General features: G+C 53.0%; 10 protein-coding genes. 3 read left to right on the top strand and 7 right to left on the bottom strand.

Annotation, left to right across the window (positions count from 1 at the left end; translation table 11 throughout):
* Positions 1-8 precede the first annotated feature (8 nt).
* Positions 9-1,073: a glycerophosphodiester phosphodiesterase gene (gene glpQ, locus VGM55_RS13700; RefSeq protein WP_331635773.1), complete on the top strand. Its 1,065-nt coding sequence runs from the start codon at positions 9-11 to the stop codon at positions 1,071-1,073.
* A 33-nt stretch (positions 1,074-1,106) separates the two neighbouring features.
* Here the strand turns inward: glpQ and yfaE are convergent, their stop codons facing one another.
* The 4 genes from yfaE to ubiG form a co-directional block, all read right to left on the bottom strand.
* Positions 1,107-1,361 (bottom strand): class I ribonucleotide reductase maintenance protein YfaE, encoded by a 255-nt coding sequence (yfaE, locus tag VGM55_RS13695; protein ID WP_154188100.1) that lies wholly within the window; start codon positions 1,359-1,361, stop codon positions 1,107-1,109.
* Between the two features lie 3 nt (positions 1,362-1,364).
* Positions 1,365-2,495 carry a class Ia ribonucleoside-diphosphate reductase subunit beta gene (nrdB, locus tag VGM55_RS13690; RefSeq protein WP_154188099.1) on the bottom strand — a complete coding sequence of 377 codons (1,131 nt, stop codon included), beginning with the start codon at positions 2,493-2,495 and terminating at the stop codon, positions 1,365-1,367.
* A gap of 105 nt (positions 2,496-2,600) precedes the next feature.
* A complete protein-coding gene (gene nrdA, locus VGM55_RS13685; RefSeq protein ID WP_154188098.1) occupies positions 2,601-4,886 on the bottom strand; it encodes a class 1a ribonucleoside-diphosphate reductase subunit alpha in 2,286 nt (761 codons plus the stop codon).
* Between the two features lie 355 nt (positions 4,887-5,241).
* Positions 5,242-5,961, bottom strand: a complete 720-nt coding sequence (gene ubiG / locus VGM55_RS13680; RefSeq protein ID WP_154188097.1) for a bifunctional 2-polyprenyl-6-hydroxyphenol methylase/3-demethylubiquinol 3-O-methyltransferase UbiG — start codon at positions 5,959-5,961, stop codon at positions 5,242-5,244.
* Between the two features lie 160 nt (positions 5,962-6,121).
* Here ubiG and gyrA point away from each other — a divergent pair, with 160 nt between their 5' ends.
* Both gyrA and rcsC read left to right on the top strand, forming a co-directional pair.
* Entirely contained in the window at positions 6,122-8,758 is a 2,637-nt protein-coding gene (gene gyrA / locus VGM55_RS13675; RefSeq protein ID WP_331635772.1) for a DNA topoisomerase (ATP-hydrolyzing) subunit A, read from the top strand.
* Between the two features lie 287 nt (positions 8,759-9,045).
* Positions 9,046-11,898 (top strand): two-component system sensor histidine kinase RcsC, encoded by a 2,853-nt coding sequence (gene rcsC / locus VGM55_RS13670; protein WP_154188095.1) that lies wholly within the window; start codon positions 9,046-9,048, stop codon positions 11,896-11,898.
* A 70-nt stretch (positions 11,899-11,968) separates the two neighbouring features.
* Here the strand turns inward: rcsC and rcsB are convergent, their stop codons facing one another.
* From rcsB to VGM55_RS13655, 3 genes are read right to left on the bottom strand one after another with little or no spacing between them, the layout of a single operon-like run.
* Complete coding sequence (gene rcsB / locus VGM55_RS13665) at positions 11,969-12,619, bottom strand: response regulator transcription factor RcsB (RefSeq protein WP_008459849.1); 651 nt, start codon at positions 12,617-12,619, stop codon at positions 11,969-11,971.
* Between the two features lie 44 nt (positions 12,620-12,663).
* On the bottom strand, positions 12,664-13,953 hold the full coding sequence (locus VGM55_RS13660; protein WP_331635771.1) for a site-specific integrase: 1,290 nt from the start codon (positions 13,951-13,953) through the stop codon (positions 12,664-12,666).
* A gap of 55 nt (positions 13,954-14,008) precedes the next feature.
* Positions 14,009-14,242, bottom strand: a complete 234-nt coding sequence (locus tag VGM55_RS13655) for an excisionase family protein (protein WP_331635770.1) — start codon at positions 14,240-14,242, stop codon at positions 14,009-14,011.
* Between the last annotated feature and the right edge of the window lie 6 nt (positions 14,243-14,248).

Raw genomic sequence — 14,248 nt, 5'->3', positions numbered from 1 at the left:
GGAGCAAAATGAAACTGATTGCAACATCCTTACTGGCGGGCGTTGTGTTGATGGCGACCAGCAGCGCATTTGCTGAGAGCACGGACAAAGTCGTGATTGCTCACCGGGGGGCCAGCGGCTATCTGCCTGAGCATACGCTGCCGGCGAAGGCGATGGCCTATGCTCAGGGAGCGGACTACCTTGAGCAAGACCTGGTGATGACCAAAGACGACAGGCTGGTGGTGCTGCATGACCACTATCTGGACAGGGTGACTGATGTCGCGAAGCGCTTCCCGGACCGTGCACGAAAAGATGGCCGCTACTACGCCATCGACTTTACGCTGGCGGAAATCAAGTCCCTCAAGTTCACCGAAGGTTTTGATATCGTTGACGGCAAGCAGGTGCAGACCTATCCGGGGCGCTTCCCGATGGGCAAATCCGACTTCCGGGTGCACACCTTTGAAGAAGAAATCGAGTTTGTTCAGGGGCTGAACCATTCCACCGGCAAGAACATCGGCATTTATCCTGAGATAAAAGCGCCGTGGTTCCACCATCAGGCAGGGAAAGATATCGCGGCGAAAACGCTGGAGGTGCTGAAGCAATACGGCTATACCGGCAAGCAGGATAAGGTTTATCTCCAGTGCTTTGACGCGGCGGAGCTTAAGCGCATTAAAAACGAGCTTGAGCCGAAAATGGGCATGAATCTTAAACTGGTGCAGCTTATCGCTTATACCGACTGGAATGAGACTCAGGAAAAACAGCCGGACGGCAAGTGGGTGAACTACAGCTACGACTGGATGTTTAAGCCTGGCGCGATGAAGCAAATCGCTCAGTATGCCGACGGTGTTGGCCCGGACTACCATATGTTGGTGGAGAAGTCCTCGACCAAAGGCAACGTCAGGCTCACTGATATGGTAACCGAAGCGCATGCCAGTAAGCTTACCGTACATCCGTACACGGTAAGGGCGGATGCGCTGCCTGACTATGTGAGCGATGTGAATCAGCTGTACGAGGTGTTGTACAACAAAGCGGGCGTCGACGGGCTGTTTACCGACTTCCCGGACAAGGCGGTTCAGTTCCTGAAGCAGAAGTAACGGAAAGAGAAAAGGCCGCGAATGCGGCCTTTTTTACATCTCGATTTCTATATCGCCCCGCGCTTTGCAGCAGCAGGGGAGAATTTCACCGGGCTGGATAAACGCCAGCGGTTCGGTCAGCCACTGAACTTCACCGGCCAGCAGCTTAATGCGACACGAGCCGCAATACCCTTCCCGGCACTGATATTCTACGCAGACTCGATGAGATTCCAGCGTTGCCAGCAGCGAGGGATGTTCCTCCTCACTAATCAGCTGTGCGCCGGTAATGCTAAGCGTAATACGGCTCATGGCTTACAGCTGGAAATCGCTCAGGTCGTCAGTGTTAACTTCCGAATCGATCTGACCGACCAGATAGGAACTGACTTCGACTTCCTGCGGTGCGACCTGTACGTTATCGGAAACCAGCCAGGCGTTAATCCATGGAATTGGGTTTGAGCGCGTCTGAAACGGCAGATCAAGCCCCACGGCCTGCATACGGATGTTGGTGATGTATTCAACGTACTGGCAGAGGATGTCTTTGTTCAGGCCGATCATGGAACCATCGCGGAACAGGTAGTCTGCCCACTCTTTTTCCTGCTGAGCGGCCAGCACGAACAGGTCGTAGCATTCCTGGCGACATTCAACGGCGATTTCCGCCATTTCCGGATCGTCTTCACCGCTGCGCATCAGGTTAAGCATATGCTGGGTGCCGGTCAGGTGCAGCGCTTCATCACGGGCAATCAGCTTGATGATTTTGGCGTTGCCTTCCATCAGTTCGCGCTCGGCAAAAGCGAAGGAGCAGGCGAAGCTAACATAGAAGCGAATAGCTTCCAGCGCGTTCACGCTCATCAGGCAGAGATATAGCTGGCGTTTCAGCGCACGCAGGTTCACGGTGACGGTTTTGCCGTTCACGGTGTGAGTGCCTTCGCCCAGCAGGTGCCAGTAGCTGGTCATCTCAATCAGGTCGTCGTAGTAGCCAGAGATATCTTTGGCACGCTTGAGGATTTCCTGATTGGTGACGATATCGTCGAAGACAATCGCCGGATCGTTCACGATGTTGCGGATGATGTGGGTGTAGGAGCGGGAGTGAATGGTCTCGCTAAACGCCCAGGTTTCAACCCAGGTTTCCAGCTCCGGGATAGAGATCAGAGGAAGCAGCGCCACGTTCGGGCTGCGGCCCTGAATGGAGTCCAGCAGCGTCTGGTACTTCAGGTTGCTGATGAAGATGTGCTTCTCATGTTCCGGCAGTGCCTGGAAGTCAATACGGTCGCGGGAGACGTCCACTTCTTCCGGGCGCCAGAAGAAGGAGAGCTGCTTTTCAATCAGTTTTTCGAAGATGTCGTATTTTTGCTGATCGTAGCGCGCCACGTTAACCGACTGACCAAAGAACATCGGCTCGGCGAGTTGGTCGTTTTTCGTCTGTGAAAAAGTAGTGTAAGCCATTATTTTAATTCCATTATTTTTGTTTCCCCTCACCCCGGCTCTCTCCCAAAGGGAGAGGGAACTGGCACGGTGCCGGGAGAAGCAGAGGTGAGGGAAAAACGAAAATCAGATTTTACATGCGCCGCTTTCGCAGCCATCGTCCTGGATGGAAGGTGCCAGGTCATCCTGAGTATCTTCCGCGCCGTCACGGGTGTTTTGATAGTACAGGGTCTTCACACCGAATTTATAGGCGGTCAGCAGATCTTTCAGCAGCTGCTGCATCGGCACTTTGCCAGACGGGAAGCGCGTCGGATCGTAGTTGGTGTTGGCAGAAATCGACTGGTCGATAAACTTCTGCATCAGGCCAACCAGCTGCAGATAGCCGTCGTTATTCGGCATTTCCCACAGCAGCTCATAATTGTTTTTCAGCAGTTCATAATCCGGCACAACCTGGCGCAGGATACCGTCCTTCGACGCTTTAATGCTGATGTGGCCGCGCGGTGGTTCAATACCGTTAGTGGCGTTGGAGATCTGCGAAGAGGTCTCGGACGGCATCAGGGCGGAAAGCGTGGAGTTGCGCAGGCCGTGCGTTTTGATGGACTCACGCAGGCCTTCCCAGTCCAGGTGCAGCGGCTCGTTGCTGATGGCATCCAGGTCTTTCTTATAGGTATCGATCGGCAGAATACCTTTCGAATAGGTGGTTTCGTTGAACCACGGGCAGGCGCCTTGCTCTTTTGCCAGCTCGTTTGACGCTTTCAGCAGGTAGTACTGAATCGCTTCGAAGGTCTTGTGCGTCAGGTTGTTTGCGCTGCCGTCGGAGTAACGCACGCCGTGCTTCGCCAGATAGTAGGCAAAGTTAATCACGCCGATACCCAGAGTGCGGCGGCCCATTGCGCCGCGTTTTGCCGCCAGAATTGGGTAATCCTGGTAGTCGAGCAGAGCGTCAAGCGCGCGTACCGCCAGCACGGCCATCTCTTCAAGATCGTCCAGGCTTTCGATAACGCCAAGGTTGAACGCGGACAGGGTACACAGGGCAATCTCGCCGTTTTCGTCGTTAACATCGTCCAGCGGTTTGGTCGGCAGCGCGATCTCCAGGCACAGGTTGGACTGGCGCACTGGCGCAATGGCCGGATCAAACGGGCTGTGGGTGTTGCAGTGGTCAACGTTCTGGATGTAGATACGGCCGGTAGAGGCGCGTTCTTGCATCATCAGGGAGAACAGCTCGACCGCCTTCACGCGCTGTTTGCGGATGCTGTCGTCTTTCTCATATTTGGTGTACAGGCTCTCGAACTTCTCCTGGTCGGCGAAGAACGCATCGTACAGGCCCGGTACGTCGGACGGGCTGAACAGCGTGATCTCTTCGCCTTTCAGCAGGCGGGTATACATCAGCTTGTTGATCTGGACGCCGTAGTCCATGTGGCGCACGCGGTTGCCTTCTACGCCACGGTTGTTTTTCAGCACCAGCAGACTTTCAACTTCCAGGTGCCACATCGGGTAGAACAGGGTGGCAGCCCCGCCACGCACGCCGCCCTGAGAGCAGGACTTCACCGCGGTCTGGAAGTGCTTGTAGAACGGGATACAGCCGGTGTGGAACGCTTCACCGCCGCGAATCGGGCTGCCCAGGGCACGAATGCGACCGGCATTGATGCCGATGCCAGCACGCTGGGAAACGTATTTCACAATAGCGCTGGAGGTGGCGTTGATAGAATCCAGGCTGTCGCCGCACTCGATCAGTACGCAGGAGCTGAACTGGCGAGTCGGGGTGCGCACGCCGGACATAATTGGCGTAGGCAGGGAAATTTTGAAGGTGGAAACCGCATCATAGAAACGCTTGACGTAGCTGAGTCGGGTTTCACGCGGGTAGCCGGAGAACAGGCAGGCAGCCACCAGGATGTAAAGGAACTGCGCGCTCTCGTAGATTTCGCCAGAGACGCGGTTCTGCACCAGGTATTTACCTTCCAGCTGCTTAACGGCCGCGTAGGAGAAGTTCATGTCACGCCAGTGATCGATGAAATCGTCCATCTGCTCGAACTCTTCTTCCGTGTAGTCTTCCAGCAGATGTTGATCGTATTTGCCCAACTCAACCATTTTAACCACCTGATCGTACAGCTTCGGCGGTTCAAACTGGCCGTAGGCTTTTTTACGCAGGTGGAAAATCGCCAGGCGTGCGGCAAGATATTGATAATCGGGCGCGTCACGGGAGATCAGATCGGCTGCGGCCTTAATGATGGTTTCATGAATGTCAGAGGTTTTGATGCCGTCATAAAACTGGATATGGGAACGCAGCTCTACCTGTGAAACGGAGACATTGTTAAGTCCCTCAGCGGCCCAGTCGAGCACTCGATGAATTTTATCCAGATTGATGCGCTCTTTGCTGCCATCGCGTTTTGTAACCAGCAGACTCTGATTCATGTGAGTTTTACCTGTCCGTGAGATGAGTTTTCCCCTGATTTATGCACATCCGCTAGCCTGTGACTAACTCTGTGGATAAATACTATATATAGGGGGTGGGTGACAAAATGGTCACTAGATGGTGAGTATTCTAGTAAGGAATCCGTTCAGTACAAGTATTGATTTCAGCAATAAAATGAGGTTCAGCGGGGCGCTTTTTTCGTAAGTCCACGTCACGTAAGGCTTGAGGGAATTGTCAATGGGATGCAAAAAAAATGAAAATTTTGATCGGGTGCTGATTTCTTAAACTTCATCGATAATTGCGCAACGATTCTGGCGCAATTATCGATAATCAATCCTTATACGATATGCCGTTTTATGCTTCAGTATGCAGCATATAATTAACATCTACTCCCGGGCCAAGCTTGAACGTGTTGGTCACCGGGTTGAAATGCAGCCCGGTCATGTGGCGTTCGCGAAGCGGGGTTTCGTCCACCCAGCTTAAGAGCTCGGCAGGCTTGATAAACTTTTTAACATCGTGCGTGCCTTTAGGCACCATGCGCATGACATATTCTGCACCGACGACGGCCATCAGCCAGGCTTTACCGTTGCGGTTGATGGTAGAGAAGAAAACGTGGCCGCCGGGCTTCACCAGGCGAGCGCAGGCGTGCACTACCGATTGTGGGTCAGGGACGTGCTCCAGCATTTCCATACAGGTCACCACGTCATACTGCCCGGTGTGTTTGTCCGCGTGCTGCTCTACGGTTTCCTGAACATAATTCACCTTGATACCGCTTTCCAGCGCATGAAGGCGCGCCACCTGCAGCGGTTCGAACCCCATATCCAGGCCGGTAACACTCGCGCCTTCGCGCGCCATGCTTTCCGCCAAAATGCCGCCGCCGCAGCCAACATCCAGAACCGTTTTGCCGAACAGCCCGCCAGCACGCTGATTGATGTAGCCCAAACGCAGCGGGTTGATGCGATGCAGCGGCTTAAATTCACCTTCCAGATCCCACCAGCGGGAAGCGACAGCTTCAAATTTGGCGATTTCATCGTGGTCGACGTTCTGCATAACCGGTTGGTTTTCAGCATTCATTACAGCGGTGACTCCTTGCAGATGTTGAGGCTGGCAGTATATCAGGCTGGCGGCGTGAATAAAGCGCCGACAATTGCGTTCAGGTTTCCCCACACAGGGCCGGATGTGTTATAATTTGCGACCTTTGAATCCGGGAAAACAGTAGAGGGATAGCGGTTACATGAGCGACCTTGCCAGAGAAATTACGCCGGTCAACATTGAGGAAGAGCTAAAGAGCTCGTATCTGGATTATGCGATGTCGGTTATTGTTGGCCGCGCACTGCCAGATGTCCGAGATGGACTTAAGCCGGTACACCGTCGCGTACTTTACGCGATGAACGTATTGGGCAATGACTGGAGCAAAGCATATAAAAAATCCGCCCGTGTTGTTGGTGACGTAATCGGTAAATATCACCCTCATGGTGATACCGCGGTTTATGACACCATCGTCCGTATGGCACAGCCATTTTCCCTGCGTTACATGCTGGTTGACGGCCAGGGTAACTTCGGCTCCGTAGACGGCGACTCTGCCGCAGCGATGCGTTATACGGAAATCCGTATGTCGAAGATCGCCCACGAGCTGATGGCCGACCTGGAAAAAGAGACGGTTGATTTCGTCGATAACTACGACGGCACCGAAAAAATTCCAGACGTCATGCCGACTAAAATTCCTAACCTGCTGGTAAACGGTTCATCCGGTATCGCGGTAGGGATGGCGACGAATATTCCGCCACACAACATTACCGAAGTCATCAACGGCTGCCTCGCCTATATCGAAGACGAGAACATCAGCGTTGAAGGGCTGATGGAGCATATCCCAGGCCCTGATTTCCCGACTGCCGCTATCATTAACGGCCGCCGCGGTATTGAAGAAGCCTACCGTACCGGTCGTGGTAAAATTTATATTCGTGCGCGTGCCGAAGTGGAAGCGGACGCCAAAACCGGTCGCGAAACCATCATCGTTCACGAGATCCCGTATCAGGTAAACAAAGCTCGCCTGATCGAGAAAATCGCCGAGCTGGTGAAAGACAAACGCGTGGAAGGCATCAGCGCCCTGCGCGATGAATCTGACAAAGACGGTATGCGTATTGTTATTGAGATCAAGCGCGACGCCGTCGGCGAAGTGGTGCTCAATAACCTTTATTCACAGACCCAGCTTCAGGTTTCCTTCGGTATCAACATGGTGGCACTGCACCATGGTCAGCCGAAGATCATGAACCTGAAAGATATCCTGTCTGCGTTCGTGCGCCACCGCCGCGAAGTGGTGACCCGCCGTACTATCTTTGAGCTGCGCAAAGCTCGCGATCGCGCCCATATCCTTGAAGGTTTGGCGATCGCGCTGGCGAACATCGACCCGATCATTGAGTTGATTCGTCACTCGCCGAATGCCGCAGAGGCAAAAGCTGGCCTGATTGCCCGTTCGTGGGATCTGGGTAACGTTGCCGCGATGCTGGAACGTGCCGGTGACGACGCCGCGCGTCCTGAGTGGTTGGAGCCCGAGTTTGGTATCCGTGACGGCAAATACTTCCTCACCGAGCAGCAGGCTCAGGCGATTCTGGATTTACGTCTGCAGAAACTGACCGGCCTTGAGCACGAAAAACTGCTCGACGAGTATAAAGAGCTGCTGCAGCAGATTGCCGAGCTCCTGCATATTCTGGGCAGCGCCGAGCGTCTGATGGAAGTGATTCGTGAAGAGCTGGTAGCGATGCGCGATCAGTTCGGCGACAATCGCCGCACGGAGATCACGGCCAACACCGCGGATATCAACATTGAAGATCTGATCAACCAGGAAGATGTGGTGGTCACCCTGTCTCACCAGGGCTATGTGAAGTATCAGCCGCTGACCGACTATGAAGCGCAGCGCCGTGGCGGCAAAGGCAAGTCAGCCGCACGTATAAAAGAAGAAGACTTTATCGATCGCCTGCTGGTGGCTAACACCCATGACACGATCCTGCTGTTCTCCAGCCGTGGTCGCCTGTACTGGATGAAGGTTTATCAGCTGCCAGAAGCGAGCCGTGGCGCACGTGGCCGCCCAATTGTGAACCTGCTGCCGCTTGAGCAGGATGAGCGCATCACCGCGATTCTGCCGGTGCGCGAGTACGCAGAAGGCATCAACGTCTTCATGGCAACCGCAAGCGGTACCGTGAAGAAAACCGCGCTGACCGACTTCAGCCGCCCACGTTCTGCGGGCATTATCGCCGTTAACCTCAACGAGGGTGACGAGCTGATTGGCGTTGATTTGACCAACGGTAGCGATGAAGCCATGCTGTTCTCGGCTGCGGGTAAAGTGGTGCGCTTCAAAGAAGACGCCGTTCGTACCATGGGCCGAACCGCAACAGGCGTTCGCGGTATTAAACTGGCCGGTGAAGATAAAGTGGTGTCTCTGATCATTCCTCGCGGTGAAGGTTCAATTCTGACCGTCACGCAGAATGGCTACGGTAAACGTACCGCAGCGGCAGAATACCCAACCAAGTCTCGTGCAACGCAGGGCGTTATCTCTATCAAAGTCACCGAGCGCAACGGCAGCGTCGTTGGCGCGGTTCAGGTGGAAGATACCGACCAGATCATGATGATAACGGATGCCGGTACGCTGGTGCGTACACGCGTGTCTGAGGTCAGCGTAGTCGGGCGTAACACTCAGGGCGTAATCCTCATCCGCACGGCGGAAGATGAAAACGTAGTGGGTCTGCAGCGCGTGGCCGAGCCGGTGGATGACGAAGAACTGGACAGCATCGACGGTAGCGTAGCGGAAGGCGACGATGATATCGCGCCGGAAGCCGACACCGATGATGATGTAGCGGACGACGCGGACGAATAATCCGGAATTGTCTGTAAATAAAGGGCCGCTTTTGCGGCCCTTTAACGTTCTGACAGTAAAGGAATAAGCGTGGTTATTCCTTTACTGTGGTTATCTGAAGAAAATCAATGAATTGATTTCCCTGGTTTATTTGCAAGTGCTCTCTGGAAGAACGATGCTTATCTAAGCACAGTTCTGTATCTGGAAGGCCGCTTTTGCGGCCTTTTTTGTTTGCCGTTGCGGGACAAGGGTTTTGCGGCTACCTTAAGCGCATCTCTATTTACTCGTCGCGTACCTCCAGGTTCAATTTGAAATATCTCGTCTCTTTCCGCAGCACGCTTAAAATTTCGCGCTACCTGTTCAGGGCGTTAGCGCTTTTACTATGGTTGCTTATCGCGCTGTTTTCCGTGTTTTATATCGTTAACGCGTTGCACGATAAAGAGTCGGAAATCCGTCAGGAATTCAATATCAGCTTTGACCAGGCTCAGCGCTATATTCAGCGTACTTCTGACGTGGTGAAAGAGCTTAAATACATTGCTGAAAACCGCCTTACCGCCCCAAATGGCGTGCTGCCTCCGCTTGAACAAAACGAAGATAAAACCGAAGCGCCGACGTTTATGCCGCTGTTCCCGGACTCGGACTGCTCGGCGGTGAGCACAACGTGGCGAAGCTCGCTGCAATCCCTCTCGTGGTTCCTGCGCTACTGGCGCGATAATTTCTCAGCCGCTTACGACCTGAATCGCGTTTTTCTGATTGGTGGCGATAATTTATGTATGGCGGACTTTGGCCTGCGCGATATGCCACTGGAGCGGGAAAACGCCCTTAAAACGCTGCATGAACGCATCATGAAGTACCGCACTGCACCTCAGGATGAACGTGCCAATAGCATCTACTGGATTGGCCAGGGACCTCGTGCCGGAATTGGCTACTTTTATACTTTAACGCCGGTCTATCTGGCGACGCGCCTGCAGGCGCTATTGGGCATTGAACAAACGGTTCGCATGGAGAACTTCCTCACGCCCGGAACGTTGCCCATCGGCGTCACCATTCTGGATGAAAACGGTCACCCATTGATTTCGCTGACCGGCCCGGAATCACGTATCGAACCTGAAAGCCGCTGGATCCAGGATCGCTCCTGGTTTGGCTACACGGCAGGCTTTAAGGCGCTGGTATTGAAAAAGAATCTGCCGCCTTCATCGCTGAGCGTTATCTACTCCGTGCCTGTTGACCTGGTGCTGGAAAGCATCAGGATGCTTATCCTCAATGCGGTTTTACTCAACGTGCTGGTGGGGATCGTGCTGTTTACCCTGGCAAGAATGTACGAGCGGCGAATATTTATTCCTGCCGAGAGTGACGCCCAGCGCCTGGAAGAACACGAGCAGTTCAACCGGAAAATTGTCGCCTCCGCGCCCGTGGGTATTTGTATTCTGCGAACTCAGGACGGCACCAATATTCTGAGTAACGAGCTGGCGCACAACTACCTGAACATGTTGACCCATGAGGACAGGCAAAGGCTGACGCAGATTATCTGTGGCCAGCAGGTGAACTTTGTAGATGTGCTAACCAGCAACCACACCAATCTGCAAATCAGTTTTGTGCATTCACGCTATCGCAATGAGAACGTGGCGATTTGCGTGCTGGTTGACGTTAGCGCCCGTGTGAAGATGGAAGAGTCGCTGCAAGAGATGGCGCAGGCGTCCGAGCAGGCGAGCCAGTCGAAATCGATGTTCCTTGCCACCGTCAGTCACGAACTGCGTACGCCGCTCTACGGTATTATCGGTAACCTCGACCTCCTGCAAACGAAAGAGCTGCCGAAAGGCGTCGACAGGCTGGTCACGGCGATGAATAACTCCTCCAGCCTGCTGTTGAAAATCATCAGCGACATTCTCGACTTCTCTAAAATTGAGTCCGAGCAGCTGAAAATCGAGCCGCGTGAGTTCTCACCGCGCGAAGTGATGAGCCATATTACGGCCAACTATTTACCGCTCGTGGTACGTAAGCAGCTCGGCCTTTACTGCTTTATCGACGCTGACGTGCCGCTGACGCTGCAGGGCGATCCTATGCGGCTTCAGCAGGTTATTTCGAACCTGTTGAGCAATGCGATTAAGTTTACCGATATTGGCTGCATCATCCTGCATGTCTCCATTAATGGTGACTATCTCAGCTTCCGCGTACGCGATACCGGCGTTGGGATCCCGACTAAAGAGGTCACGAGACTCTTCGATCCTTTCTTCCAGGTGGGGACCGGCGTGCAGCGTAACTTCCAGGGGACTGGACTGGGCCTGGCGATTTGCGAAAAGCTCATCAGCATGATGGACGGCGATATTTCGGTGGATACTGAATCCGGTATGGGGAGCCAGTTTACGGTGCGTATACCGCTGTATAAGGCGCAGTTCGCACCGAAGAATAACGTCGAAGGGCTGGCCGGCAAGCGCTGTTGGTTGGCGGTTCGTAATGATTATCTCAGCAGCTATCTGGAATCATTGCTGGTTAAGAATGGGCTACATGCCCACACCTGGTCGGGTGAGACACCGGGCAGTGACGATATTTTGATCACCGATGATAATCTTGCTGCTCCGTGGGGCGGACGGGCGGCAATTGTCTTCTGCCGCCGCCATATTGGGATCCCCGTTGAATTTGAACCTGCCTGCTGGGTACACAGCGTGGCTGCGCCGCACGAATTGTTGCCGCTTTTGGGGCGGATCTACAGCATTACCGTAGACGTACCGGGCAGCTCACCGGCACTGGTCGCGGTGAACGAGATAAGCGAGCAGAACGACGACATGATGATTCTGGTGGTCGATGACCATCCGATTAACCGTCGTCTGTTGGCAGACCAGCTGGGTTCGCTTGGCTACCAGTGCAAAACGGCGAACGACGGCGTGGATGCGCTGAACGTGCTCAGTAAAAACCATATTGATATTGTGCTTAGCGACGTCAACATGCCGAATATGGACGGTTATCGCCTGACCCAGCGTATTCGTCAGTTGGGGCTGACGCTGCCGGTGATTGGCGTGACGGCCAATGCCCTTGCTGAAGAGAAGCAGCGGTGCCTTGAGTCCGGAATGGACAGCTGCCTGTCTAAACCGGTGACGCTGGACGTCATTAAACAGACGCTGGCGGTGTATGCTGCCCGGGTGCGCAGTACCCGTGATGCCTGATAACGCAGGACAATAAAAAAAGCCCCGCACTCAAATGCGGGGCTTTTTCTTTCATAGGGCTTTGTGTGAATTACTCTTTGTCCGCCGGTGTCAGGCTCACAGAGGAGAGGTAGTTCAGCAGGGCGATATCGTTTTCCACGCCCAATTTCATCATCGCGGATTTCTTCTGGCTGCTGATGGTTTTGATACTGCGGTTTAGCTTGCGGGCAATCTCGGTGACCAGGAAACCTTCCGCGAACAGGCGAAGCACTTCGCTCTCTTTTGGTGACAGGCGTTTGTCACCATAGCCACCTGCGCTGATTTTTTCCAGCAGGCGGGAGACGCTCTCCGGCGTGAATTTTTTACCTTTCTGCAGGGCGGCAAGTGCCTTTGGCAGGTCGGTTGGTGCGCCCTGTTTTAAGACGATCCCTTCGATATCCAGATCCAGCACCGCGCTAAGAATAGCCGGATTGTTATTCATGGTCAGGACGATGATCGACAGATTAGGGAAGTGGCGCTTGATGTATTTAATCAGCGTGATACCGTCGCCGTATTTGTCGCCCGGCATAGAAAGATCTGTAATCAGAACATTGGCTTCAAGCTTAGGCAAGTTATTGATAAGCGCTGTGGAATCTTCAAATTCACCGACAACATTCACCCATTCGATCTGCTCAAGAGACTTACGAATGCCGAACAGAACAATCGGGTGGTCGTCAGCAATAATTACGTTCATATTGTTCATGTATTTGTACCTGTATGCTAACTTTTTGATTTTAGTTAATTTTGCTATGCTGTATACAGTCTATGGGGCACCTGTGGGACATAATCGCATAACTTCTGGTTTAGCATCGCCACCTGAGACTGGCTATTGTCGCTCATCCATGCACCGTAAACATTGTAAACCATCTGAGCGTTAGCGTGACCCATCTGATTTGCAATGAAGTTAGGATTTGCTCCTGCAGCCAGAGACCAGCAAGCGTAAGTGTGCCTGGACTGGTAAGCTTTGCGATGTTTTATTCCTGAGCGCCTTATTGCAGACTCCCATGTTTTGTTAATCGAACTTACGGCATAATGGGGACCGGATTGTCCTCCGCGATCTGTAATTCGTGGGTTGAAAACAAAGCTGCATGAGTGAGAGGTTGTCCGGCCATATTCACGCAGCTTTACTTCAATCTGATACTGCTGGCCGAGACGCGTCATTTCAGCCTGATGTCGTAGCACATCGATGGCGGGCTGAATAAGGTGTATCACCCTGTCTGTTCCTGCATCTGTTTTGGGCAGGGTAAACTCCTTTGTTTGTGTGTAGTTCCTTCTGACGATCAACGTCCCGGCCTTGAGATCAATATCCTCCCATGCCAGCCCACATAACTCGCCATGTCGCATTCCCGTGTAGACTGCCAGTGACCAGAAGTTCTTGGTTTGCTGATGGGAGCATGCATCTATCAGTCTGATAAACTCATCTCGCGATAGTGGATCCGGTTCAGGTCTCGCTTTTTTTAAGGCTGGCATTCCTGTAAAGGGGTTTTTCTCTATGTACCCATTGATTACGGCAAACTGGAACATTCCACCAATTACCGCAATGTAAGTATTTACCGTAGGAACACTGCGTCCTTTAATCGGCTTCTTCTGATTTTGTGTAAGAAAATGATAGCCGGTCAGAAGCTCTCTCCGAAAAATTAGCACGTCTTCCTGGGTTATCATAGATGCAAGTCTGCTGCCATCCAACACCCGAAGGCAGGTTTTCATCATGGACTGATAACGCTCCATAGTGTTAGCGCTGATCTCCATTTTCTTTAGCTCCAGCCACCTGTCAGCGAGTTCTTGCACGGTGATATCTTTTTTACCCAGCCCAAAAAGTTTAAGGTTGGATGAGTCCGGGAACTGCGAAGCGTAGTCGAAGCTACCCATGCGGATAGCAAAGCAGACTGAGGTACGCAGCTCTCCGGCAACCTTGCGGTTTTTAGCGATGTCAGGGACACCGAGATTTTCCCTGACACGCTTACCTTTATACAAAAACCATATGCGGAGTGAGCTGCCATGGTTTTCAACGCCCGTTGGGTATGATGCTTTACTCATAATTCCCTCCCGACGTCCAGGAGCGCCGTAAGCTTACCTGTTTCATTGTTTTCGATCACCAAATTGGTTGATTTTGTGCCGCAATCCAGGCATCCACGGCTTTGCGGTTGTACATGCATTCGCTGGTGGGTTTTGGCTCACCCTCTGGCGAAACATGCTTGTACTCGCGGCCAAGCAGCCATGATTTTTTGCGCGCCCGAGAAATCGTGCCTCGCTTCATCCCGGTCACTGCGATTAACAGATCTTCGGTAACCCACTCGTTAGGTTCCATTTGGATAATTGTTTGCATACCCAC

Source organism: Cedecea sp. (assembly GCF_036500665.1).
GTDB lineage: Bacteria > Pseudomonadota > Gammaproteobacteria > Enterobacterales > Enterobacteriaceae > Cedecea.
Note: the sequence above shows the minus strand (reverse complement) of the source record. Positions and strands in the feature narration are given on the sequence as shown.